At 61.6% G+C, this 24890-nt stretch carries 21 protein-coding genes and 1 pseudogene; 13 read left to right on the forward strand and 9 right to left on the reverse strand.

The window, feature by feature from the left end:
* Positions 1 to 48 precede the first annotated feature (48 nt).
* Positions 49 to 3828, reverse strand: a complete 3780-nt coding sequence (locus tag GM658_RS24880; RefSeq protein ID WP_155456765.1) for a CHASE domain-containing protein — start codon at positions 3826 to 3828, stop codon at positions 49 to 51.
* Positions 3829 to 3921: 93 nt separating this feature from the next.
* Between GM658_RS24880 and GM658_RS24885 the strand changes: the two genes are divergently transcribed.
* Entirely contained in the window at positions 3922 to 4449 is a 528-nt protein-coding gene (locus tag GM658_RS24885) for a hypothetical protein (protein ID WP_155456766.1), read from the forward strand.
* Here GM658_RS24885 and GM658_RS24890 read toward each other — a convergent pair.
* Positions 4446 to 6413, reverse strand: coding sequence for a peptidase U32 family protein (locus GM658_RS24890; RefSeq protein ID WP_155456767.1), 1968 nt, complete (start codon positions 6411 to 6413; stop codon positions 4446 to 4448). The two genes, GM658_RS24885 and GM658_RS24890, sit on opposite strands and share 4 nt — an antisense overlap.
* A gap of 33 nt (positions 6414 to 6446) precedes the next feature.
* Complete coding sequence (locus GM658_RS24895) at positions 6447 to 7355, reverse strand: LysR family transcriptional regulator (protein WP_155456768.1); 909 nt, start codon at positions 7353 to 7355, stop codon at positions 6447 to 6449.
* Positions 7356 to 7455: 100 nt separating this feature from the next.
* On the opposite strand from GM658_RS24895, the gene dkgB reads away from it, so the two are divergent.
* Positions 7456 to 8256, forward strand: coding sequence for a 2,5-didehydrogluconate reductase DkgB (dkgB, locus tag GM658_RS24900; RefSeq protein ID WP_155456769.1), 801 nt, complete (start codon positions 7456 to 7458; stop codon positions 8254 to 8256).
* Here the strand turns inward: dkgB and GM658_RS24905 are convergent.
* Positions 8219 to 9250 carry an NAD-dependent epimerase/dehydratase family protein gene (locus tag GM658_RS24905; protein WP_155456770.1) on the reverse strand — a complete coding sequence of 344 codons (1032 nt, stop codon included), beginning with the start codon at positions 9248 to 9250 and terminating at the stop codon, positions 8219 to 8221. The genes dkgB and GM658_RS24905 overlap by 38 nt on opposite strands.
* Before the next feature lie 95 nt (positions 9251 to 9345).
* Between GM658_RS24905 and GM658_RS24910 the strand changes: the two genes are divergently transcribed.
* Entirely contained in the window at positions 9346 to 10236 is an 891-nt protein-coding gene (locus GM658_RS24910; protein ID WP_155456771.1) for a LysR family transcriptional regulator, read from the forward strand.
* 12 nt (positions 10237 to 10248) lie between these two features.
* Here the strand turns inward: GM658_RS24910 and GM658_RS24915 are convergent, their stop codons facing one another.
* Positions 10249 to 11190 carry a TolB family protein gene (locus tag GM658_RS24915; protein WP_170298962.1) on the reverse strand — a complete coding sequence of 314 codons (942 nt, stop codon included), beginning with the start codon at positions 11188 to 11190 and terminating at the stop codon, positions 10249 to 10251.
* Between the two features lie 155 nt (positions 11191 to 11345).
* On the opposite strand from GM658_RS24915, the gene GM658_RS24920 reads away from it, so the two are divergent.
* The gene (locus GM658_RS24920) at positions 11346 to 13550 is read left to right on the forward strand and encodes an OsmC domain/YcaO domain-containing protein (protein ID WP_155456773.1); all 2205 of its coding nucleotides are present in this window, start codon (positions 11346 to 11348) and stop codon (positions 13548 to 13550) included.
* Between the two features lie 12 nt (positions 13551 to 13562).
* On the opposite strand, the gene GM658_RS24925 is transcribed toward GM658_RS24920, so the two are convergent.
* Positions 13563 to 14468, reverse strand: a complete 906-nt coding sequence (locus tag GM658_RS24925; protein ID WP_155456774.1) for a hypothetical protein — start codon at positions 14466 to 14468, stop codon at positions 13563 to 13565.
* A gap of 185 nt (positions 14469 to 14653) precedes the next feature.
* Positions 14654 to 14974 carry a hypothetical protein gene (locus GM658_RS29430; RefSeq protein WP_229417058.1) on the reverse strand — a complete coding sequence of 107 codons (321 nt, stop codon included), beginning with the start codon at positions 14972 to 14974 and terminating at the stop codon, positions 14654 to 14656.
* Here GM658_RS29430 and GM658_RS24930 point away from each other — a divergent pair.
* The 8 genes from GM658_RS24930 to GM658_RS24965 all read left to right on the forward strand — a co-directional run bounded on the left by GM658_RS24930 (position 14865) and on the right by GM658_RS24965 (position 21912).
* Positions 14865 to 16286, forward strand: a complete 1422-nt coding sequence (locus tag GM658_RS24930; protein WP_371865268.1) for an endo-1,4-beta-xylanase — start codon at positions 14865 to 14867, stop codon at positions 16284 to 16286. The genes GM658_RS29430 and GM658_RS24930 overlap by 110 nt on opposite strands.
* A gap of 86 nt (positions 16287 to 16372) precedes the next feature.
* Complete coding sequence (locus GM658_RS24935; protein WP_211841931.1) at positions 16373 to 17302, forward strand: ROK family protein; 930 nt, start codon at positions 16373 to 16375, stop codon at positions 17300 to 17302.
* Complete coding sequence (locus GM658_RS24940) at positions 17295 to 18026, forward strand: copper homeostasis protein CutC (protein WP_155456777.1); 732 nt, start codon at positions 17295 to 17297, stop codon at positions 18024 to 18026. The genes GM658_RS24935 and GM658_RS24940 overlap by 8 nt, the downstream gene beginning before the upstream one ends.
* 90 nt (positions 18027 to 18116) lie before the next feature.
* A complete protein-coding gene (locus GM658_RS24945) occupies positions 18117 to 18776 on the forward strand; it encodes an amino acid ABC transporter permease (protein ID WP_155456778.1) in 660 nt (219 codons plus the stop codon).
* Positions 18776 to 19447: an amino acid ABC transporter permease gene (locus GM658_RS24950; RefSeq protein ID WP_155456779.1), complete on the forward strand. Its 672-nt coding sequence runs from the start codon at positions 18776 to 18778 to the stop codon at positions 19445 to 19447. The genes GM658_RS24945 and GM658_RS24950 overlap by 1 nt, the downstream gene beginning before the upstream one ends.
* Position 19448: 1 nt before the next feature.
* A complete protein-coding gene (locus GM658_RS24955; RefSeq protein WP_170298963.1) occupies positions 19449 to 20183 on the forward strand; it encodes an amino acid ABC transporter ATP-binding protein in 735 nt (244 codons plus the stop codon).
* Entirely contained in the window at positions 20180 to 21106 is a 927-nt protein-coding gene (locus tag GM658_RS24960) for an isoaspartyl peptidase/L-asparaginase (RefSeq protein WP_155456781.1), read from the forward strand. Before GM658_RS24955 ends, GM658_RS24960 begins: the two co-directional genes overlap by 4 nt.
* A gap of 11 nt (positions 21107 to 21117) precedes the next feature.
* Positions 21118 to 21912 carry a transporter substrate-binding domain-containing protein gene (locus GM658_RS24965; protein ID WP_155456782.1) on the forward strand — a complete coding sequence of 265 codons (795 nt, stop codon included), beginning with the start codon at positions 21118 to 21120 and terminating at the stop codon, positions 21910 to 21912.
* Between the two features lie 2 nt (positions 21913 to 21914).
* Here the strand turns inward: GM658_RS24965 and GM658_RS24970 are convergent, their stop codons facing one another.
* Positions 21915 to 22913 carry a LacI family DNA-binding transcriptional regulator gene (locus GM658_RS24970; protein ID WP_155456783.1) on the reverse strand — a complete coding sequence of 333 codons (999 nt, stop codon included), beginning with the start codon at positions 22911 to 22913 and terminating at the stop codon, positions 21915 to 21917.
* Positions 22914 to 22978: 65 nt separating this feature from the next.
* Here GM658_RS24970 and GM658_RS24975 point away from each other — a divergent pair, with 65 nt between their 5' ends.
* Positions 22979 to 24349, forward strand: a complete 1371-nt coding sequence (locus GM658_RS24975; RefSeq protein ID WP_170298964.1) for a S8 family serine peptidase — start codon at positions 22979 to 22981, stop codon at positions 24347 to 24349.
* A 59-nt stretch (positions 24350 to 24408) separates the two neighbouring features.
* Here the strand turns inward: GM658_RS24975 and GM658_RS28940 are convergent.
* A pseudogene (locus GM658_RS28940) lies at positions 24409 to 24890 on the reverse strand (DUF4382 domain-containing protein); the annotation flags it as partial.

A 24890-nucleotide genomic window follows, 5' to 3' on the forward strand; every position in this document is an offset into this window, starting at 1 on the left:
TATAATGACTGCGAGTGAATTATAGCGTTTGTGTCTTTTCGATAGATTTCAATTGCCCGCCTTTGCATGAACAAAATGTAATACTGTTGTAATTAAGTCATCCGCATCGACGGGTTTGGCGATAAAACCATCCATGCCGGCGGCATTGCATTCGGCCCGTTCATCGAGTGTCACGCCGGCGCTCATCGCCACTACAGGCAAATCCAGGTGCAACTCATGGCGGATTGCCTGGGTCGCGGCAAAGCCATCCATCACCGGCATTTGCACGTCCATCAGGACCAGATCCAGCGGCGGGGGCGCATTGCGCAGGAACTCCAGCGCCAGGGCACCATTCTCGACAATGTGTACGGTGGCGCCGACGGCTTCGAGCATGCTGCGCGCCACGAGCTGGTTCAATGCATTGTCCTCCGCCAGCAGGATGGTCAAGCCCTCCAGCGCCTTGTTGCCACTCCTGAAGGCAGTCTGGGGCACGGTCTCGGCGGCGCTCGCCTTCTGCTGCGCCAACAAAGCATGGAACAGGGCGCTGCGCGTCAAGGGGCGCAGCAATTCGGGATCGTGACTGGCGCCCGCTGCGGCGGCCTGCAAGCCGCTGCGTACGCAGATGCGCTGTGCCGCGCCAGCCGTGCCCGCGCTGGCAGCCAGGCAGCTGTCATAAATCAGCAAGTCGTAATTTCCGCGCGCAAGCGCGGCCTCAATTCCCGCCGCCCTATCGACGCTGTCGCAGCGCCAACCCCAGCGCGCAGCGATCTGGACGACATCGTCGTGCAGCTGCGGGTTCGGATCGGCGTAAAGTACCCGCCAACCACGGCGCACGCTGGACATGGCATAAGGATCGGGCAAATCGCCTTCCCTGAGCGGCATCAGGAAAGTGAAGGTGGTGCCGCGGCCCGGCACGCTCGCCACGTCGATCGAGCCGCCCATCATCTGGGCCAGGCGCTGGGAAATCGCCAGTCCTAGTCCGGTGCCGCCATAGCGCCGCGCCATCGACGCATCGGCCTGGCTGAACGGGGTGAAAAGGCGCTGTAATTGTTCGCTGCTGATGCCGATCCCGGTATCGCGGATTTCCCAGCGCAGCATGCCTGGCTGTACCGGGTCGCGGCTGCCGTGCACACTGACCATGCCGTGTTCAGTGAACTTGAGCGCATTGCTGACCAGGTTGAGCAGCACCTGCTGGATGCGCTGCACATCGCCGTGCAAGGAGACCGGCACATCGGCCTCGACGCAGAGCGAGAGCGCCAGGCCTTTTTCCGCACTGGTCATCGCCATGACTGCGGACAGCGCCGACAGCACATCATCGACCAGGAAATCTTCTTCGGCGAGTTCCAGTTTGTTGGCTTCGATCTTGGAGAAGTCGAGTACGTCGTTCAGCAAAGCCAGCAGGGAGCGGCCGGCGCCGGACACCATGTCCAGGTACTGGCGCTGTTCGGCATTCAGCGGCGTGCGCGCCAGGATCTGGCTGACACCAAGCACGGCGTTCATCGGCGTACGCAGTTCGTGGCTGATATTTGCTACGAAAGCGCTTTTGGCCGCACTGGCCGATTCGGCCTGGGTCTTGGCGTCGTTCAATTCCTTTGCAGCGGCTTTCTCGGCCGTCACGTCGCGTACGATCATGGCATAGCCGATGCAGCGCCGCTGTTCATCATGGACCGGGAACAGTTGCTTCAGCCCCAGGAAGGTGCTGCCGTCGCGCCGGCGGCGGGCAGACGTGGCTTCGTACTGTCCATGCTCGAGCGCCAGCGTCATGCTGGTCAGGCTGTCGCTCTCGGGCGAGAGCCGCTGCAAGGGCTGGCCAACAATTTCGTCGGCACGGTAGCCGAACAGTTTTTCCGCACCTTCATTCCATGTGGTGATAATGCCGGCAGGGTCGAGCAGCACGATGGCGTGGTTGCGGATGTGCGAAGTGAGCAGCTTGAACCGCGCCTCGGATTCTTCCAGGCTCGCAGTCTGCTGCTCCAGTGCTTTCGCCGACTGGTCCTTGGCCCGCACCGCAGCAGCACGCTCGTGGACCAGGTTGCGGCTGGCGCCAAAAAACAGCAGGCTGATAAGCGTACCCATCACCAGCACCATGAAGGACTTGCCCTGGTCCACCGAAGCGTCGAACAGCGCTGTCGGACGGATGCTCAGGGACCAGGTCTGGCCGTTGCCGCCCACTTCCACCTTTTGCACGCTGAGCAAGCGCGTGAAGCTTTGCCCGACGCCGCTGCGGGCGCTGGTGTACATCAGCTGGCCCTTCGGATCATCGAAATTGACGTCGAGGCGCACTTCCCGCAAAGCTTCGCCAAAGATGCCCTGCATCAGGTCGCCCATGCGGAACGGACTGTAGACGAAGCCTTTCAGTACATGCTGGCCTGCCGTGTTGTTGCCATAGACCGGATTGAAGACCAGGAAGCCGATTTGCTTGGGGCCGCTGACCTCCTGCACAAGCGTAATGGGACCGCTGGCGGTCATCTTTCCACTCTGCATGGCCGCCACCATTGCGTCGCGCCGGGTCGGTTCGGACATCATGTCGAAGCCGATGGCCACCAGGTTGCGCGGAGAGCGCGGTTCAAGGTAAAGGATGGGCGCGTACAGATCGCGGTTGCCTTCCGGCCAGACCCGAACTTCCTTGTTCAGCGTAGCCAGGGCGCCGGCCGGTGCGAAACGCGCAAAGCCCAGGCCAAGTACGCCGGGATAGTCCTCCGGCAGCCGCAAACCAGCCACGAAGGCTTGCCATTCAGCGCGCTCGACATTGGATGAGGCATCGAAAAGGGCGCTGCCTGCACGCAATAGCGCCTCATAGCTTTCCATGCGCAGGCGCAGCGTTTCCCTCACGTTGTCGGCGGCGCGCTCGAAACGCTCGCGCGTGCGGCTTTCCGTGTCAAAGCTGATCCAGCCCCAGGCCGCGACCGTGATCGACATGCACGCCAGCAGCGTCAGGATCGGCGTCCAGGCATAACCTTCGGCCACTCCGGGATCGTCTTCCGTTGCCAGGACCCAGGCCAGGATGCTGGTGATGGCCAGGTAGGTGGAAAGCGAGAGCAGGGAATGGTGCAGGACGCCTGAGACGAAAGGTCCGTGGTTCAGTACCGTGGCCGGAATGGCGACGCCCGCAATAATCAGCAGTGTCATGCGCACCATCGCGCGCCAGCGCTTTACTGCGGCCAGGCCGAGGAAGAACAGCAGGCAATACGGCAGGAATTGGGCCGCACCGTACTGCGCATCGGTCAGGAACACGGCCAGCGCAGCTGCGGACAGGATGCCGAGGAAAGCGTATTGGCCGGACGTCCACTGGGGCAGCCGCGGATGGTCCGGCACGGCCATCGCCAGCGGCGCCAGCAGCAGTAGCCCAAGAAAGTCGCCGGTCCACCAGGTCGCGGCAACTTGCCCCGCAAGCTCGGAAGGGATGATCCCGAACGCGATCAGCGACAGCACGCCGACCAGTGCGGAGGCCAGCGCCGCGAGCGCGACGCCGCCGCCAAACTTGTAGACCTCGCGCTGGGTTGCCAGCCGGAGATCTGCGATGGCCAGGTGGCGCAACAGCCAATGCGCCAGCAGCGCCTCCGCCGTGTTGCCTGCTGCGATTGTTAACGACGCGGCCAGCAGCACCGGCATCGAAGCGGCATGATTGTTGTGGAATACAGCGAGGTTGGCGAGGAAGGCGCCGGCGAGGATTGCCGGCCACAAGTTCCGTCCAAAGCGCAGCAAGAGTACCAGCGCAAAACCGGATGGCGGCCAGATCGGACTGGCGTTGCTATGGGCCAGTGCAAGCATCAGGCCAAAGCGGGCCAGCAAGTAATACGCTCCAGCGGCGAGCAACGTGGCTGTTAGCGTACGCAGGCGAGGTGGCATGGTTTGGCGTGCGGGTCGATGGTGATGCCTTTATATCACGGGGAAGGCCATATCTGAAATGATCTTGTCATAATTGACCAGTAGCATCACATCATGCAATTCACTCAAGAAAATCGAATCCGCCTGCGCGGCACGGTGTTTGGAAAGACCGCTGCCGGCCGGGCAGAAGTTGGACAGCGCAGCGCCGGCTTGACGGCCCGTCAGCGCTCCGTGCTGATCATGCTGGACGGACAAAAGTCGCTGGCTGATATCGGCCCGCTGGTGGGTGAGGACGAGATGCTGGCAGCCGTCGAAGGCCTGCTGCGTAAAGGCCTGGTCGGCATTTCATCGGCCCCTGCCTCTGCCGCCGCCGTCGCAAAGCCTGAACCGCCGGCCCTGTCGCCGCGGGCGGCAGGCGTCGGCGCCGCTGCATTGGCCGCCGCACGCGACTTGATGGCGGTGGCAGCGCGCCAGCATCTTGGCCTGCTTGCAGCTGACCTGGTGCGCCGCATCGAACACGCAAAGGACGAAAGCCAGCTGGCCGGCGTGATCGGCCTGTGGCATGTCTCAATCAGGGAATCGAAGACCGGCAAGCCCTGCGCCGAGGACTTGCTGGCCGAAGCTCGCGCGCTGCTGGCCTAGCCAGGGCGCTTGCGGTGGAATACCAGCGGGCTGTAAGGCACCGCCGATGGAGGCGGAGAGTTGAGGATGCCCGGCTTCATCGCGCCGACGACGTGCATTTCGCACGGCTTGCAATCGAAGCGCAAGGTGTAGGTATGGTCACCGCTGACCAATTGCATCGGCTCGGCCTTCACCTGGCCCTGCACGCCTTGCACGCCCTTGGCCTGCTTTGGACACAGGTTGAACGAGAAGCGCAGGCAATGCTTGGTGATCATCAGCGGCACTTCGCCGGGCTCCTCATGGGCTTCATACGCCGCATCGATCAGCTGCACACCATGCTTGTGGTAGAACTCGCGCGCCTTTTCGTTGTAAACGTTGGCGAGGTAGCTCAATTGGGTGTCGGGGTACACGGCGCGCGGTTGCGCCGGAGCCTTGCGCTGCGGACGCTGCCAGGCCGCGAGCCGCGCCGCTTCATGCGCCGCCACCGCATCGCGGCGCAGCGCGTTGATCGCGGATGAAGGCACGAACCAAGGCTGCGACAGTTTCAGCTCCACGTGGTCGGCCACGAACATGGTATTGCCCATCTTCGCCAGGCTTGCGCGCAGGCCGCTCTCGGCCTGTTCGGCATTCTGGGCCGGCTGCAGGGCGATGGCTGCATCGGTGCTGCTGGTAATGCCGTCTTCATCGATGATGGAAAGGCGCAAGCCGCCTTCGATCTCCGACAGCGCCAGTTGCAGGCCAACGTGGCGGTCCGAGGACTTCTTGTGCAGCGCCGCTTCCCACTGGTGGTCGCGGTTGCGGTGGATCACAGTGCCGACTTTGAGCCCCGGCAGGGCGGCCATCTGTTCGTTCGGGAATATGCGCCAGCGCTGGCCGTCTTCCGTATCGCCCAGCTTCTCGGCCCAGTTGGCCTGGATGCCGACGGTGGTGCGCTTGTTCATGTAATTCAGGCCATCCCCATTGGCCATCGGCGCATTGGTGATGACGTCAATATGGTCGCCGCCCATGCGCGCTACGCTGCCCAGCTCCACGCCAATGTATTTCGGCGAATCGAAAGCGCCGATATCGTCTTGGCGCCCGTTGGCGAAGTAGTCGGTATGGCCGCGGTGGAAGGTCTTGTCGACGTCCGGCGTAAACAGCACGCGGGTGCGGCCGCTGGCGGCGCGCGCAAATTCAGGACGCCGTTCCAGCAGTTCGTCCAGCAGCAGGCGGTAGTGGGCGGTAATGTTCTTCACATAGCCCATGTCCTTGTAACGGCCTTCGATCTTGAACGAGCGGATGCCGGCATCGACCAGCGCTTCCAGGTTGGCGCTCTGGTCGTTATCCTTCATCGACAGCAGGTGCTTTTCGAAGGCGACCACACGGCCCTGGTTGTCCGACAGGGTGTAAGGCAGGCGGCAAGCCTGCGAGCAGTCGCCGCGATTGGCGCTGCGGCCGGTGTCGGCGTGCGAGATATAGCACTGGCCGGAGAAGGCCACGCACAGCGCGCCGTGCACGAAGTATTCGAGCGGGGTATCGACTTCGGCGCGAATCTGCCTGATCTTGTCCAGGGTCAGCTCGCGCGCCAGCACCAGCTGCGAGAAACCCACGTCGCCCAGGAACTTGGCTTTTTCAACCGTGCGGATATCGCACTGGGTCGATGCGTGCAATTGAATCGGTGGCAGGTCCATTTCCAGCAGACCCATGTCCTGGATGATCAGCGCATCGACGCCGGCTTCATACAGCTGCCAGATTTGCTTGCGCGCGAGGTCCAGCTCCGAATCGTGCATGATGGTATTCATTGTCACGAAGATGCGCGAGCGGTAGCGATGGGCGAATTCCACCAGCGCGGAGATGTCCTCGATCGGGTTGCTGGCGTTGTGGCGCGCGCCAAAGGCTGGGCCGCCGATATAAACGGCGTCCGCTCCATGCAGGATGGCCTCGCGGCCAATGTCCGCGGTCTTGGCTGGCGCCAGCAGTTCGAGCTCGTGGTCAAGCAATGACATTCTGTGATAACCCTACAGTTGCAAGGGTGGATATTATACCGGCTCGTCGAAGCCGCGATCGCCCAGTTTTTCCTTCATGTAGCCGACAAACGACGCGATGCGCGCCGAGAGCGCGGTATTGCGGTAGTAAACGGCATTGATCGGTTGCCGAACCTCCAATGTTTCGGCCGTCAATAGCTGCTGCAGGCGGCCCGATTTACGGTCGGCGCAGGTCATGAAATCGGACAGGCAGACGATGCCGGCTCCCTTCAGCGCAAGTTGCAGCAGGGTTTCGCCGCTGGACGAGTAGATTTGCGGCGTAATGTTCAGCGGCTGGCCATCGCTATCCGGCAGAGGCCATTCGTTGAGCGATGAGGGCTGGTTGAATCCCAGCAGCGTGTGGTTCGCCAGGTCGGCCACCGTAGCCGGCATGCTGTACTTCTGCAGGTACTCCGGGCTGGCCAGGACACGCAGGCGGCTGCTGCCGATCGGCGTGGCATGCAGGGTCGAGTCCTTCAAGCGGCCAATGCGGAAGGCGACGTCGGTGCGTTTTTCCATCAGGTCGATGAAGCCTTCATTGCTGTTCAATTCCAGTTCAACCCGCGGAAAGCGCTCGCGGTAGCCGTTCACCAGCGGCACGATGATGTGCAGCATGAAAGGCGTCGCCGCGTCGATGCGCAAGCGGCCGGCGGGCCCCTGGCGGCGCAGCGACATCTTTTCTTCCGTCTCCTCGACTTTTTCGATAATGCTGCGCGCGCAGTCGAGGAAGGCTTGGCCCTCTTCGGTCAATTCAAGGCGGCGGGTGGTGCGGCGCACCAGCGTGGTTTCAAGTTTCTCTTCGAGCCGCGACAGCGTGCGGCTGGCAGCGGAAACGGTCAGGCCCAATTGCTCAGCGGCGGCGCTGATCGATCCCGTCGTCACAATGGCAATAAATGCCTGCATTTCATCGAGTGTCGTCTTCATCCTTGAATTATATTCAAATATCTTTCGCGGAAAACCAGCTTTTTCGGAAAGAGTTCGGCCGGTAGAGTGTCATTCATCTTGAATCAGCCAAGGACTAAGAATGACTATCCCATCGCTCGGCGCAGGCACCTTCCGCCTGCAAGGACAAGCCGCCTTCGATTCCGTGCGCAATGCCCTCGAAGTTGGCTACCGCGCTATCGACACCGCACAGATTTATGGCAACGAAGCCGAAGTAGGCCAGGGCGTGGCCGGATCGGGCATCGCCCGCAAGGACCTGTTCCTGACCACCAAAGTGTGGAACGAGAATCTCGCTGGTGACCGCCTGGTGGCCAGCCTCGAAGAAAGCCTGGAAAAGCTGCGCACTGACTACGTCGACCTGGCGCTGATCCACTGGCCGCTGAGCAAGGTGCCGGTCGAGGAATACATGGTGGCGCTGGCCACCGCGCGCGAACGCGGCCTGGCGCGGCAGATCGGGGTTTCCAATTTCAATATCGATTACACCAGGCGGGCAATTGCCGCTGTCGGCGCTGCACAGATCGCGACCAACCAGATCGAGCTCAGCCCATACCTGCAAAACCGCAAACTCGTCGAATTCCTGCAAGGGCAGGGCATTCACATCACCTCGTACATGACACTGGGTTATGGCAAGGTGCTTGAGGACCCGGTGATCGCGGCGATCGCCGAACGCCGCAAAGCGACTCCCGCGCAGGTGGCGCTGGCCTGGGCAATGCAGCTTGGCTACGCCGTGATCCCATCTTCCACCAGGCGTGAAAACCTCGCCAGCAACCTGCTTGCGGCCACACTGGTGTTGAGCGAGCAGGAGATGGCCGAAATTGCGGCGCTGGAGCGCAATGGGCGCATGGTCAACCCTGAAGGACTTGCGCCTGTTTGGGATGTGTAACCGCAGCGGGCCGGCCTGCAGGCCCCGGGAGGCAGCCAAGGCCCGCCAGGGTGCGGGCGAGGGCCGTCTCGAGCGGCGTATGAGGCTCGGCGCCCAACACCTCGCGCAGCAGCCGGTTATCCATCCGGACCGGCTGTTGCCACAGATAGCGCATTTCCATCATTTCGCGCAGGGTCTCGTTGAACGGAGCGACCAGGCGAATCATCCACCACGGGAAAGCCTTCAGCGCCGGCGCCTTTGCGCCATGTGCGGCGACGACGCGCTGGATTGCACGCCCCAGCTCGGCCCCATCGCTGTCCCAGTAGCCGCCAAAGTTGTAGGAGGCGAAGGCGGGCAAGCTCCCGTCTTTTTCCAGGAGCGCGATCATGGTCGCCGCCACGTCCGGCAAGTAGGCGTATTGGTGCCCGACACCGCGCGCGTTCGGCAGCTTGACCTGCGTTGGCACCTCGCCAGGACGAATGATGCCTTGCGAAAGCCAGTTATTCCGGGCGCCCGGCCCAATGAAGTCGCCAGCCCGCACGACGATCGCACGAAGCTGGCCATCTTCGGCGGCCTTGCGCAAGCGCGCCTCCATCTCCACACGGATCTTGCCTTTGCGCGTTACAGGGCGCTGGGGCGAGTCTTCACGCAGCACAGGGAAGGCATCCGGCCCAAAGTTGTAGACGGTGCCAGGCAAGACAACCGTGGCGCCATGCACGGAAGCTGCAGCAATCGTGTTGTCGATCATCGGCAGGACCTGCTGTCCCCAGCCACGGTAGCCCGGCGGATTGACGGCATGGACGATCACCTTGCAAGCCTCCGCCGCTTTGGCTACGTCCGGCGCATTCATCGCATCACCTTCAATCCACTCCACGCCATCGGTCAGGCGGCTCGGCACGCCAAGTCCACGTTTCAAGGCGCGCACTTTCCAGCCTTTTGCGGCCAGCTGGCGCGCCATTTCTCCGCCAATGCCGCCGCTCGCGCCAAGAACCAGGGCCGTTCGATTCGTTTTCATGCTGCTCTCCGTAAGGTTGACGATGAAGGCAATTATGGGCAAACTTGGGTAAAACGAAAATCCGCCAAAGACTTATTGTCGCTATACAGATTTGTATGACGAATTCTATTCCCTGGGATTTGTACCGCACCTTCCTGCATGTCTTGAATGCCCAATCGCTGTCGGGCGCGGCGCGCAGCCTCGGCCTGACGCAACCGACTGTCGGGCGCCACATCACGGAGCTGGAAAGCGGCCTCGGCGTGGCGCTGTTTACGCGCTCGCAGGCCGGCCTGCAGCCGACCGAGGCGGCACAACAGCTGCGCACGCAGCTGGAGGAGATGCAGCAGGTTGCCGCCTCGATCGAACGCAGCGCCCACGGGCAAAATACGGTGCGCGGCGCAGTGCGGATATCAGCAAGTGAAATGGTTGGCGTGGAGATCCTCCCGCCAATCCTGGCGCCGCTGCGCGCCACCCACCCTGAACTGGAAATTGAACTGGCGCTGAGCGACGCGCTCGAGGACCTGGTGGGACGCTCAGCCGACATTGCCGTGCGCATGACGCGGCCGCAGCAGGATGTACTGCTCGCACAGCGTATCGGCAAAGTGGAGTTGGGCTTCTTCGCGCATAAGGACTACCTTGAACGCATGGGCAAGCCGAAAAGCATGGCCGCACTCTCTGGCCACAGCCTGGTCGGATTCGACGTGGAAACGCCTTTCCTGCGTGCCGCCGGCGCCGCGATAGGCGGTTGGCCGCGCGACTCGTTCGCCTATCGGTGCGACAGTAACCTGGCACAAATGGCGCTGATACGCGCCGGCGCCGGCATCGGCGTAGCCCAGGTGGGATTGGCGTCGCGCGACGCCAACCTGGTCCGGCTCCTGCGTAAGGAAATGGATCTGACGATCGAAGCCTGGGTCACAATGCATGCCGATTTGCGTAATAGCGCGCGCTGCAGGACGGTCTTTGACGCGCTGGTGGCCGGACTGCGCTCGGTATGGAGCGCCGCCTGAGCGCTTCGATAGCTATTGCGTGTGCGGCGCATCCAGCCAGGGCGCCAGTGAAATCGACCAGATGTTCTGGCTGCCGTTATCCCAGGATTGAATCCGGCGCAAATCCGCCTCTGCTTGCGCGCGCGTGCGCGGCAGCTTGACCGGCTGCGTGCGGTCGGTACTGAAATACAGTGTGCGGAAGTCCGGACCAAGGCGCGCTTCGTTGCTGTCGTTGTCGGCGCTGTTCACCGCCGGACCAAGATCCACCGGCTTGCCCCAGCCCGCCGCGTTGCGGAACGAAATATACAGGCGCTCATGCGCGCCGGGGCCCGGATGCATGGAGCCGAATACGATAAACGATTCGTCAGGCGCCACGGCAGGATCCACGTCCTGCGTCGCCTCATCGCCAAAATTCAGGGCCGTGGGGGTCTCATAGCTCCCGTTACGGAATTGCGAACGCCATAAACGGAAGGGCGCCTGTGGTGAAGCGCGCTCGATGAAATACAAGCTGCCGTCGGCTGCGACGCTGGGCGCCCAGGTACTGTTGCCCCGATTGACCGTTTCCGGCAAATGCGCCGGCTGGCCCCAGCCGTCGCGTGTGCGCTCAACGCGCCACAGGTTGCCAGCCGGGCGTTTGTCGTCACCCGCGTTCACGGGCCGGTTCGACACGAAGACCAGGAATTTGCCATCGGGCGACATGGTAGGTTGCTGGTCCGACCATTGACCGGAAAATGGGGCGATCACGGGAGTCTCCCATTTGCCTTTGGCCATACGCGAAACAAGGAGCACGCCATTGCGGCTGAAGACCAGCAGTTTGCCGTCCGGCGCGAAGGCGGGATCGGCATCGTTCGCGGGGCCGGAAATGACTCCAGGGGCGAAGATCCCGGGCGCAGAAGCGGGGAGTGCGGCTGCAGAACTGCCGGCCGCCGCCGAAACCAGGGAGGCGAGGGCGAACAGGAGGAGGCTGCTGGACATTCGTACCATCTGATCGGCTCCGCCGGCTTGTCAAAAAATACATCATAAGCCGAATTGCAAAGCGAAAAGCTTAAGGCTGGCTTAGTAACTTCCTTTGCTGCAAAGCGGAAAAGCCGGATAATGGCGCCATCTCAGATCATCTATGCAATTCTCCAATGGAAATTAAGGTCAATTTTCTCGACAAGCTTCGCCTGGAAGCCAAGTTTGACGACTTCACGGTCATCGCCGACCAGCCAATCCGCTACAAAGGCGATGGCTCCGCGCCCGGACCATTCGATTACTTCCTGGCCTCATCGGCGCTGTGCGCAGCCTATTTTGTCAAGCTGTATTGCAACACTCGCAATATTCCGACCGAAAATATTCGTCTGTCGCAAAACAATATCGTCGACCCGGAAAACCGCTACCAGCAGACTTTCAAGATCCAAGTCGAGCTTCCGCCCGATATCTCGGCAAAGGACCGTGAAGGCATCCTGCGCTCGATCGACCGCTGTACGGTAAAGAAAGTGGTGCAGCAAGGTCCGGAGTTCATCATCGAAGAAGTCGAGAACCTCGATGCCGACGCCCAGTCGCTGCTGACGCTCAATCCGTCCGCAGAACAGAGCACCTATATCCTGGGCAAGGATTTGCCGCTGGAGCAGACGATCGCCAATATGTCCGCCCAATTGGCGCGCCTGGGAATCAAGATCGAAATCGCTTCCTGGCGCAATATTGTCCCCAATGTGTGGTCGCTGCATATCCGCGACGCGCACTCGCCGATGTGCTTCACCAACGGCAAAGGGGCGACCAAGGAAAGTGCGCTGGCATCGGCACTTGGCGAATACATCGAGCGCACGAATAACAATCACTTTTACGCCGGCGTGTACTGGGGCGAAGACATCGCCAACGCTCCGTTCGTGCACTACCCGAACGAGCGCTGGTTCAAGCCCGGCCCCGGCGACTCGCTGCCGCCGGAGATCCTGGACGAATACACCCTGGAGATCTACAACCCCGATGGCGAGCTGAATGGCTCGCACCTGTACGATACCAATTCCGGCAACGTGGAGCGGGGCATTTGCTCACTTCCGTACCTGCGCCAATCGGACGGGGAGACGGTTTATTTCCCGTCCAACCTGGTTGAAAACCTCTTCGTCAGCAACGGCATGAGCGCCGGGAACACGCTGGCCGAGGCACAGGTCCAGTGCCTGTCGGAGATTTTCGAGAGGGCGGTTAAACGCGAAATTATCGAGGGCGAAATCGCCTTGCCGGACGTGCCGCAGGAAGTGCTGGCCAAGTATCCAGGCATTGTGGCCGGCATCAAGGGCCTCGAAGAACAAGGTTTCCCGGTTCTGGTGAAGGATGCCTCGCTGGGCGGTCAATATCCGGTCATGTGCGTTACCTTGATGAATCCGCGCACCGGCGGCGTGTTTGCTTCCTTTGGCGCGCATCCGAGCTTCGAAGTGGCGCTGGAGCGCAGCCTGACCGAACTGCTGCAGGGCCGCAGCTTCGAAGGCCTGAATGATCTGCCGCGCCCGACCTTCGTCAGCAACGCGGTGACCGAACCAAACAACTTCGTGGAACACTTTATCGACTCCAGCGGACTGGTCTCCTGGCGCTTCTTCAGCGCCAAATCCGATTACGGCTTTGTCGAATGGGATTTCTCCGGCCACGGAGAAAATTCAAACGCTGACGAAGCGGCGACCTTGTTCGGCATTCTCGAAAACATGGGCAAGGAAGCTTACGTAGCCGTGTACGACCAGCTTGGCGCCACAGCGTGCAGGATCCTTGTGCCGGGGTATTCGGAAATCTATCCGGTGGAAGACCTGGTCTGGGACAACACGAACAAAGCGCTATTGTTCCGCTCGGACATCCTGCACCTGCACCTGTTGGACGATGATGCGCTGGAATCGCTGCTCGAGCGCCTGGAGAACAGCGAACTCGATGAATACGGCGACATCGCTACGCTGATCGGCATCGAGTTCGATGAAAACACGGTCTGGGGCCAACTGACGGTGCTGGAATTGCGGCTGCTGATCAACCTGGCCCTGAACGAATTTGAAGCGGCAAAAGAACTCATCGAAGCCTTCTTGCAATACAACGACAACACCGTGGACCGCGGCTTGTTCTACCAGGCGCTGGATGCGGTGCTCGAAGTTGAGCTGTCCGAAGATATGGATCTGGCCGATTACGAATTCAATTTCCGCCGCATGTTCGGCGACGAGCGAATGGACGCGGTCATCGGCTCTGTCAACGGCAGCGTCCGCTTCTACGGCCTGACGCCGACGAGCATGAAGCTGGAAGGGCTGGACAGGCACCAGCGGCTGCTGGATAGCTATAAAAAACTGCACGCTGGCCGCGCCAAAGCGGCCGCAGCTGTAAGCTGAAGCAGCGGCGTCTTAATGGCGCCGGCCTGGTTCATGGCCTTCGTCCTTCTCAGGCCGGTCGGCTTTGTCCGGTCGGCCGCCGTGTTCCGGCCTTGCGTTCCGGGCAGCTTCGCGTTGTTCAGCATGGCCAGGATTCATGAATGCTTCGTTGCGCGGTGCGTCAGTCCGCATGGGCGGGCGCTCGTGCGGGGCTGGGCGCGCTTCGCGTGACGGTGCATGTTGGAATGGTGGCGCTTCGGCGCGATCCATTTGCCGCCTGTCGCCGTAGCGTGGTTCGGTTGGCCGGGCTGACTGGGGCTGGGACTGGTGCGCAGGAGCCGTTCGCTCCGCCGGACGGTTGGCGCCCGCTGCGACCTGTGCCGGCCATCGTTGCCGCGTTTGCGGATCATGCGGCGCGTAACGGTAGTGTTGCTGGACGAGCTCCCGGCGCTGCACTTCATTTGGGTAATTCGCACGCGTGAAGCGCTGCTGGTAGACCGGCAGCGGGGCCGGCGCCGGCACTGCGGCGCGATTCCAGCGCTGCCAATTGCGGTGGCGATGCGCCCAGCCCGGCCCCCAGACCGAATCCCAGCGCGGCGGAGCGCTCATGACCCAGCTTGTGAACATCGGCGGTGGCGCGACGTAATAGCGCACCGGTACCCTCAAAACAAACAGCGGCACGCTATCGACGGCGACAAGATCCCATGGGCCGTCATACCAGGGACTGGAATACCATACGCCATCCGCGTAGACCCAATAGAGGCCGTCGTAGAAGAAGTAATTGGCGTGCAAATGCGGCGCGTAATAAACGGGGTACCCAGGGACCCGCTGCAAAACCGGATATTGAACGACGTCGATGGAGATGTTGACGCTGGCATTTCCCAAAGCAGGCACACAAGCAAATGCCGCCAAGGCGATAGAGGTGACTAATTTGCGCATGATATTCCCCCTGAAACAGGGTTGTTGCGGACAATAATCTCACTTTAGTCTACCCATATTGACGCGTCTGTGCGCTGCTGCACTGAGGAAACCACACCAGTCAGCACATTCAATTGGTAAATTTCGGTCTATCACCTAAGGAAATTCATAACGTAGCGGCCGGACCTGGGCGGTTAGCATTCCCCTTACCATCGCGACCGAAACAGGAATGGGGACATGATCAAAACAGCGCGGAAGTTCAGGATGTCGTTGAATTCTTGTTTGTTCGGGATATTGGCGCTCTTAAGTATCCTCAGCAGCGCCAACGCGGCGAATATGCAAAAGTCGACTGCTATCTGCAGCAACCCGAAGGCGATGACCTTGCCGACCGTGTTGAATGGTCCCGCGAGCGTTTGCCTGTTCACTTCAGGCACGATGACCAGTGTCGCGTCCAGGCTGGCAGACACATTCACGATCAATGGTGTTTCATATCGAAACATCACATCAACCCAGATGCCAGCGAGCATTAATGGCAATTATTACATCCGATACGTTGCCAGGCAGAGCGGCGCCCAGTTACAGGTCAATGGCAGCGATAGCAGCGCTCCCGCCAATTACACATTGGCAGTCGCAGTGGGCGGCGGCGGCAATGGGACGACCAGCCTTGCGCCGGGCAATTACAGCTACCCGGCAGGCTCTGCGGTGACGATCACAGCAGAGCCAAGGCAGGGCTCCTTGTTCTCTGGTTGGGGCGGCTCGGTCAGCGACAGCGCTAACCCCTTGACCATTACCATGGACAGCAACAAGGCACTGACCGCGTATTTCAGCACGGACAGCAGTGCGGCCGGGCTGAAATCGCTGGCGGGTTTCCCGGTCGGTGTGGCGGTCAATGCAGGGTTCGAGAACAACAGCATCATCAACAGCGGCTCCAGCGCACAGCAACAGGCTGTAGTGTTCCCGAATTTCAACCAGATGACAGCTGGAAACATCATGAAGATGGGTTACCTGCATCCGCAGGAGAATACGTTTACTTTCGACCAGGCCGACCAATTCATATCCTTCGCGAACGCGAATGGCATCGAGGTGCATGGGCACACGCTGATCTGGCATGCCGACTACCAAGTGCCCAGTTTCATGACGAACTACAGCGGCGACTTTGCCGCCATGCTGAAGAACCACGTCCAGACCATCGTCGGGCATTTCCAGGGCAGGGTGGTCAGTTGGGATGTGGTCAACGAGGCGCTGGCCGACGACGGGCAAGCGACGGTCGACAATATCCTGTGCAGCACTTTGTTCAGCCAAAGGATGGGGCATGATTTCATCGACCAGTCCTTCATCAACGCCCGCGCCATCGATCCGCAAGTCGACCTGTTTTACAACGACTACAACATTGAGGCCGGCGGCCAGAAGACAGCTAACTTGCTGGCGCTTGTCGATGGCATGCGATCTCGCAGCGTGCCGATTACCGGGGTGGGCTTCCAGATGCACGTGACCATTGACTGGCCGAACATCACGGCCATCGAATCCTCGCTCAAGGCCATCGCGGACCGCGGCCTGAAGGTGAAGATCTCCGAACTGGACGTGAGCATGAAAAGTGCCTATACCAGTTTCACGCCGGAGGCTGCGAGCAGGCAGCAGCAACGCTATCACGAAATCATTGCCGCGTATTTGAGGGCCGTGCCGCCTGCGCAGCGGGCCGGCATCACGGTCTGGGGCGTTTGGGACGCCGATAGCTGGATCAATCAGCCAGGATCGCCGGACTGGCCGTTGTTGTTCGATGCGAATTTCCAGGCAAAACCGGCGCTTCAGGGCTTCAAGGATGCCTTGGTGGGCAATTGAGCGTACCACGCCAACACTTCGCATAATCTATATTATGTCAAATTAAAGATGAAGGAGTTTCTGGTGTTCCGGTAGCATTTGCTCGTATGATTCGCAGCATGATTACCTGCTTCGATATTGGCGGTACCGCCATCAAATGCGCCGTTGCGACGGCTGACGGCAAGATCAGCGAGCTGCACCGGGTTCCGACACCCACCAAGGACTTTGGCGCTTTCACGGACGCCATGCGGACATTGATTGTCGCCGGCGGCCTTTCTCGTGGCGTCGCCATCTCGATCGCTGGCGTGATTGATCCGGACGATGGCCGCATCAAATGTGCAAATATCCCCTGCATCGATGGCCGGACCTTGGCCGCCGACCTGACTGCGGCCTTCGGCCTGCCTGTCTGGATCATCAACGACGCTGACAGCTTCGCCCTGGCCGAAGCCCATGCCGGTGCGGGTCGCGGCCACCCTACTGTCTTTGGGCTTATCCTGGGCACTGGCGTCGGTGGCGGCCTGGTCATCGGTGGACGCTTGATCAGCGGCCCGGGCGGTTTTGCCGGCGAATGGGGCCACGGTCCGGTGGCTGCCCAGTTTGCCGGCACGCCGCCACAGTCCATTCCCCGATATCGTTGCGGCTGCGGGCAGACTGGCTGTCTCGATACGGTCGGCAGCGCGCGCGGCATGGAACGCCTGCACCTTGCCTTGCACCAGTCGCCAATGGACAGCCGCGAAATCATCGCCGCCTGGCAGGCTGGCGATGCCAGTGCCGAGCGAACTATTTCCTGTTTCATCGACCTGTTAAGCGGCCCGCTGGCAATGCTGGTCAACACCGTTGGCGCGTCCATCCTGCCGGTCGGCGGCGGCCTGGCGAACAGCGCACCGCTCATCGCGCGGCTGGATCAGGCGGTTCGCGCAGCTATCCTGCGCAAGACTGGCGCGCCAATCATCGTCCCTGGCCAATCCGGGGTGGAGCCAGGTTTGATCGGCGCTGCCTGGCTGGGGCTGGAAAAACTGGGAAGCGCACATGTCTAAGGCGATCACACTGGAAGTCTGCGTGGATAACGTCGATGGCCTGGCCGCCGCCTTGTGCGGCGGTGCAGACAGGATCGAGTTATGCAGCGCGCTGGAAGTCGGCGGCTTGACGCCTACCGCTGGCTTGTTGCGTGCAGCATCGGAGAGCCCGGTTCCAGTCGTGGCGATGATACGTCCGCGTGGTGGCGACTTCTGCTTCAACGAGGCGGAAACGCTGTTGATGCTGGATGAGATAGACGCCGTTGCCGCCGCTGGCTTGCAAGGGGTCGTGCTGGGTGCATCGGTGGCCGATGGCCAGCTCGACCTGAACACGCTTGAGCGCCTCGTGCGGCGGGCTGCGGCGCGCGGACTCCGCTGCGTCCTGCACCGCGCCATTGACCTTTGCCCGGACTTGGCCGGGGCTACGCGCCAAGCTATCGATCTGGGGTTCGAGCGTATCCTCACTTCCGGCGGCGCAAGGAGCGCCCTTGATGGACTGGCTGGACTCGAACGCAGTTTTGACGCCGCTGCCGGACGTATCACAATCATGCCTGGCGCCGGCATCAACGCCGGCAATGCCGGTTTGCTGCGCGCACGCCTGCCGCTGACCGACGTCCACGCATCTTGTTCCGGGTTGCTGCCGCCGGCGTCCACCCAGATACTGGCTTTCGGTTTCGATTCCGGCGGCCGCCGCCAGACCGATAGCGGAAAAGTCGCGGAGCTGAAAGCCGCGCTGCTGGCCTGACTCGGCGCTCCTCTTGAAATTCAATGCTGTTTATGTGACACTCGTCCGGTTTGCAGTGAAACCGGTTTCACTTTTAGCGGAGCAGCCTGTTTGACGTTCGACCTGACCTTACTTGCGCCCTACCTTGGCGACTTGGCAGCTGGTGCGCGTTTGACCGCCCTCGCCTGTGCGTTCGCGCTGGCCGGCGGACTGCTCCTTGGTGTCATGGCGGCACTGATGCGCACCGCCGCGTCGCCCGTGGCGCGCCGTATTGCGGACGTCTACGTCGACATCTTCCGCAACGTCCCCTTCATCGTCCAACTGTTCTTCCTGTTTTACGGCCTTCCCGAGATCGGCATCGAAATGAGCGCTTTCTGCACCGGAGTGCTCGCCTTGTCGTTGGCGGGTGGCGCCTTCACATCGGACGTAATCCGCTCCGGCATCCTGGCCGTGGAACCGGGCGTGCTCGAGGCGGCCCAGGTCAGCGGCTTATCGCGTCTTGCCATCTACCGCCGCATCGTGCTGCCGATCGCACTGCGCAGTTCCGTGCGGCCCCTCGGTGCGGTGTTCGTCAACCTGATCCTGACCTCCTCCATCCTGTCGGCGGTCACGCTCAATGAATTGACCGGGAGCGCCAGGATTGTTGCGGCCGACACCTTCCAGCCGTTCGAGGTGTATGCCTTGCTTCTGGTGCTGTATGCGGCCATGACCTGGCTGGTGTCGCTGTCGGCGGGCGTTCTGCATCGCCGCCTGAACAGGGAGCACGGCTGATGCGCTACACCGATTTCACATCCCATGACCTGCTGCTCCTGCTGCAAGGGCTCGGCGTCTCCGTAGGGCTGTTCATCGCGACCACCGTCATCGGCTTGCTGCTCGGCCTGTCATGGGCGATGCTGCGCTACTACCGCACACCATTGGCGGCGCCGCTCGCTGCGGCACTGGCCGAACTGCTGAAGAATTCACCGGTCCTGGTGCAACTGTTCCTGGTGTTCTTCGGCTTGCCGGTACTGCTGCAAATGGACCTGACTCCGGTTCAGGCGGCGCTCATCACGCTGTCCGGAAATACGGCGGCCTTCATCTATGTCATCGCTGTTTCCGCCATCGAATCGGTCGGCCGCGAGCAGCTTGAAACGGCGCGCGTGTTCGGCATGAGCCGCTGGCAAACGCTGCGCCGAATCGTCGCGCCGCAAGCTGCGGCTTTCGGCCTCGGTCCATTGGCGGGCCTGCTGGTCAATCAGCTGCAGGTAACGTCGCTGATCTCGGTGATTGGCGTGGTAGACCTGACCAAGGTCGGCGCCATCCTGAACTTGCGCACGCTGAAGCCATTTATCGTCTGGACCGTGATCGGCCTGCTGTACTACCTGATGGCCCGGCTGGTTGCCTGGGCCTGCGCCCGCGTCGAAGGCCGTTTGCGTGTGCATAGCCAATGGAAGGGTTTGTAACGTGATACTTATCGAAGGCGCAGCGAAGCGCTTCGGCAGCCATGCGGTACTGGATGGCATAAACCTGCGCGTCGAACCGGGCGAAGTGGTATCCATCCTCGGCGCCAGCGGTTCCGGAAAATCGACGCTGATCCGCTGCATCAACGGCCTCGAAAAGCTCGACGCAGGCACGATTTCCGTCGATGGTCATCGCGTAGACGATTCCAGGCAGTTGCAGCTGGCACGCCGCTGTTCGGGCACGGTATTCCAGCAATTCAACCTTTACCCGCATATGACTGCACTGCAGAACATTACGCTGGCGCCGATTGAAGTGTTGAAGGTGCCGCGAATACAGGCTGACGACGAGGCGCGCAAGCTTCTGGCGTCGGTTGGCCTGTCCGAGCGCGCCGACGCCTATCCCTCACAGCTCTCGGGTGGCCAGCGCCAACGCGTCGGGATTTGCCGCGCCCTGGCAATGAAACCGCGCTACCTGCTGCTGGACGAAGTCACCAGCGCACTCGATCCCGAGATGACAGCCGAAGTGTTGGCAATCCTCGCAAAACTGGCCGCTGAAGGTACGACGATGCTCTTCGTCACGCATGAAATCGAATTCGCCCGACAGATCTCCAGCCGCGTGGTGTTCCTTGACCAGGGCCGCCTGCTTGCCGACCTGCCGGCCGTGCAGTTCTTCGCCGCAAATGGCGGCCTGGCCCAGCCCCGCATCGCCCAATTCCTTTCCAAAATGAGTAAGTCATGAAAATGCTGCTTGCAAATGCCGAGGCATGGCCCGGATTTGATACCACGGTCGAATTGCTGAGACAGGGCGGCGCCGGCATCGACTCGATGGTCAGCGGCATCGCCAAGGTTGAACGTGAAGCCAAGGTGCGCAGCGTAGGCTATGGCGGCTGGCCTAATATGTTGGGCGAAATGGAATTCGACGCCGGTGTCATGGACGGCACGACGCGCGACGTCGGCGCGGTCGGCGCCGTGCCGGCCACCCTCCCCGTTTCCGCACTGGCGCACGAGGTGATGAAGCACCTGCCGCACGTCATGCTGACCGGCGCCGGAGCGCGCCGCTTCGCCAGCGAACGCGGCTTCGCAGTGGACGAGGTGCTGCATCCGGACAGCAAGCGTGTCTGGTGGGAGCGGCTGCAAAAGGAAATGTCGGCAGAACAGCAGGCCGCGTTTCCCGATATCCCGCTGGCGCCTCTCAGTAACACCATCACCGATCCGGAACGGGTACGCGACACCACGGTCTTCCTGGGCCGCGACGCCAGCAACGGCATTGGCGTGGTGACTTCGACATCCGGCTGGGCATGGAAGTATCCGGGGCGACTGGGCGATTCGCCGATTCCGGGCGCCGGCTTCTACGCGGACAGCCGCTATGGCGCCGCCGCCTGCACGCACACTGGCGAGATGACCATGCGCTGCAGTACTTCGCGCAGCATCGTGCTGGCGATGCGGCTTGGTTATACTCTGGCGGACGCAATCAAGCTTGCAGTGGACGAACTCTCCGAACTGCGGACCGGGTTCCTCGCTGGTGTGGTGATCCACGCCATCGATGCCAAAGGAAATCACCAGGTGGTCAATTACCGCTGCGACGAAGAGATCCGCTACTGGTATTGGGACGAACGCATGGCTGCACCGGAATTGCGCGTCGCAACCGCCGTCAAACTGTGAAAGGACTGATCATGCAGCACCGCTTGAAACGCTTTGCCGCCGCCGCGGCGTTGATGCTCGCCGCAGCGTCCGCACTGGCCGGCCGCATCGAGGAAATCAAGGCGCGCGGCTACGTACGCATCGGCGTATCGCTCGGCGGCGAGCCGGTTGGCTTTCGCAACGCCAGCAACGAACCGGTCGGATACGATGTCGACGTCGCTACGCAACTGGCCGCGAAGCTGGGCGTCCCGGTGCGCTTTTCCGATGTCTCAGGCGACGCACGCATTTCGATGCTGATGTCCAGGCAACTGGACCTGGTGGTGGCCAATGTCTCGATCACGCCGAAACGCGCGCGCGTGGTGGACTTCTCCATCCCCTACAACCTGGCTGGACTGCGTGTGATTGCGCAAAAAAGCGCGCACGTCAAAACGCTGGCGGACCTGAACGGCAAGCGCGTCGTGGTCGGCCGGGGCACCACGGCGGACGCCTTCCTGAAGGAATCCGCCCCGCAAGCGGTGTTCGTCTACACCGACAACTTCGCGCCGGATGGCGTTTTGCTGCTGCAGCAAAAACGTGCCGATGCTGGAGTCGAGGATTCTTCTCTGCTTGACTACCTGGCCGGCCGGAACGACCAGCTGGAAACCCTGCCGACAATGTACGGCAATACCCCGATCGGGATCGCAATGGCCAAGGGCGACCCGGCGCTGCTGAAATTCGTGAATGGCTTTGTTTCCGACTATATCAAGTCCGGCGCTTACGCGGCGAACTACAAGAAATGGTGGGGCAGCAAGAACACGCCGCCGCCACTGGCGGTTTCTGCTCAATGATTTCAGCCAGTCAGCCGCGGCACGAAACGCGTGGCGACAAGCACATGGTCGCTGTTCTGTGCCAGGTCCGCAGGCTGGTTCAGGATGCGCACGATCTGCGCCACATATTCCCGTTTGTCCGCGCCAATCGATGAAATTGGATAGGCGTCGAACTGCGTCAGCGAGATGTTATCGAATCCATAGAGCCGGAAGCGTTTCGGCTGGTGCTGCGGGAAATGCTGGCGATGCGCATCCAGCACGCCCATCGCCATGGCATCGGAGGTACAGAACACGGCGTCGGTAGCGTCGACGTCGATCAGCTGCGCCAGCACGCGCCCGCTGGCGTAGGAGTAATCCCCTGCCAGCTCTCCCAGCAACTTGATGCCATGCCGCTCAAGCGCCGCGCGGTAGGAAGCAATGCGGGCCTGCTCCACCAGCGACATCGTGCGCCCTGTCAGCAAGAGCGCGCTGCGTACGCCCTTCGCTGCCGCATCGGCCACCGCTTCGCGAATGCCGTGGTCTTCGTCCATTGTCACGGAGGGCGCACCAGGATCGTGGTGGCCGTTCAGCATCAGGACGGCGTTGTTGCGGAACATCCGGCGCACGGTGGTTGCGTCGGCAAAATCCGAAAACACCAGGGCTGCGTCGACATGGTAGGCGACGCCGTCGCGCAGGAATGCTTCGGCGTGTTCGCCGGCGCCGACACGGATAAAGATCACTTGCTTGCCGATCGCCTGTATTTCCGCCAGCAACAAGTCGAAAAGGTCCAGGTCAGACAGGTCATGGATGTGGTTGACCAGGATGGCAACCAGGTTGACCGTCTTGCTGGACAAGCCGCGTGCGAGCAGATTGGGACGGAAACCCAGTGCCTCGGCCGCGCGCAAAACCCGTTCGCGCTTGTCGGCGGAAACGGGCCGTGGCTGCGCCGACAGGGCCCTTGAAGCGATTGCGCGCGACACGCCCGCCAGTTCGGCGACGTCGGATAATGTCGGTTCCGGTGAAGGTTTCAGCGCATCATTCATGGAAGGGATTATACCTGCCGCCCGATATGGTTTCCCTGCCCTGTTGCGCTACACTGAGTGAAAACATGGCAGCCGTTTCACTGAAAGGAACAACAGTGCACAGGAAATTCCCGGTCTCCAGGATCTTGATGGCGTCGCTTGTCGCCCTTGCCCTACTTTTCGCCGGTGCGGCGCAGGCGCAAGGACGCCGCTCCGGCCCAAGCATGCCGGTTAACCAGTCATGGCACTCACCTCGCGATTTCGATAATCCGGCGAATGAAGCCAGTCTGCTGAAGCGGAATAATTCACTCGAACCGGAACGTGGAGCCGATATCGAGTCCGTACGACAGCAGCACGAACGGCAGGCGCGCGAACTGCTCTCGCTTCACAAGAACGTGATCGAGGCCGATCCCAATGGCCAGCCGGTCCTGCGCCGCCAGATATTGGTCATCGCCCCCGACGCAGCGCTGGCCGCCTATGCGAACGAAGGCTTCATGGCCGACAGCACAAAGTCGTTGGATGAACTGGGAATCAAGCTGGCGATTTTGCGGGTGCCGGAACGATTTTCGACGACATCGGAAGGCCTTGAACGCATTCATCAGCTTACTCCAGCGGCAATTGCCGATTTCGATCACGTCTACTTCAGTAGCGCAGCGGGATCGGGGCGGCGGCGTGTTGCGGGTAACCAGGCGCAGCCGCTTGTTGAGGCGTCCGGGCTGCGGGTGGGGTTGATCGATTCCGGCCTCGATGTCAATCACGAGGTTTTCCGGTCAAGCAAAATTGAACGCTGGGGCTGCCAGGACCAGGTCGTCCCCAGCGATCATGGGACCGCTGTGGCGTCCCTGATGATCGGCAGTTCCGAAAAATTCCAGGGTGTGCTGCCAGGAGCGACGCTATTTGCCGCCGACGTCTATTGCGGGCTTCCAACAGGCGGTTCAGCGAGCGACATCGCCAAGGCGCTGGAATGGATGGCCAGGAACAATGTCCCGGTCATTAACCTTAGCCTGGTCGGTCCGCCGAACCAGATTCTCGAACGTGCCGTTTCGGCTGTCATCCAGCGGGGCCATCTGCTGACCGCGGCCGTTGGCAACGATGGACCTGCAGCACCCCCGTTGTACCCAGCGAGTTACAAGGGCGTCATCGGAGTCAGTGGCGTTGACGACAAACGCCACTCCCTGCCCGAAGCTGCGCGCGGACCGCAGGTAGCCTTTGCGGCGCCGGGAAGCAAGATGGTGGCTGCCGCAACCGGGGATCCTTCCTTCCGAACCGTACGCGGCACCTCGTATGCTTCGCCCATCGTTGCTGCGATGCTGGCCAGGAGCATGCCTAAACCTGGGGTTGAAATTGCCGCCGCCGCCGTTGCTGAATTGACGAAGGAAGCTGTCGATGCACGCACCGAAAGATCCGCCGACATCGGCTGGGGAATCGTTGGCGAGCAATACCGCACCGCCAAATAGCCGGGCCATGGATCCGCCCGCGAAAACAGGGTGCCTGAGCGCGGGCGGCTTGATTTCCCTTACGGCGTCAGGGAGAAGTTGACGTTGGCCTGGCCGCCGGCGCTGACATCGACCGCTGCGATCGACTTGGCGGTGTAGCCGGTGGCGGAAGCGTCCACCTTGTACTGGCCTGCGCCCGGCACGGCCGTGGCAACAGCGAAGGACAGCGGCAGGGTCGCGCTATAAGCTGCGTAGCGTGGCGCCAGCGAAGGCAGTCCCACCATGGTGTAGGCGCCGCCGCCGATCGGGGTCATGGCGAACTTCAGCGCTACAGTCGGGCCGCCGGTAATTGCTTGCGAGGCGACCACCAGGGCTGGCTCGGTGGCGCTGGCTGGGGTTTGCGTCACGCTGCCGCTGATCGTATTGGTCAGGCCCACCACCGGTGCGATTGGCGCGGCGGAGGTGCTGAGCGACGTCATGCCGGTGGCGGCCACCGGCACGGCGCCCACCACGTTGGCTGCATAGCCGTCGGCCGTGATGACCACGTCGTAATTGCCGGCCG

The sequence above is a fragment of the Massilia eburnea genome, assembly GCF_009720745.1.
In the GTDB taxonomy this organism is placed as follows: Bacteria; Pseudomonadota; Gammaproteobacteria; order Burkholderiales; family Burkholderiaceae_D; genus Rugamonas; species Rugamonas eburnea.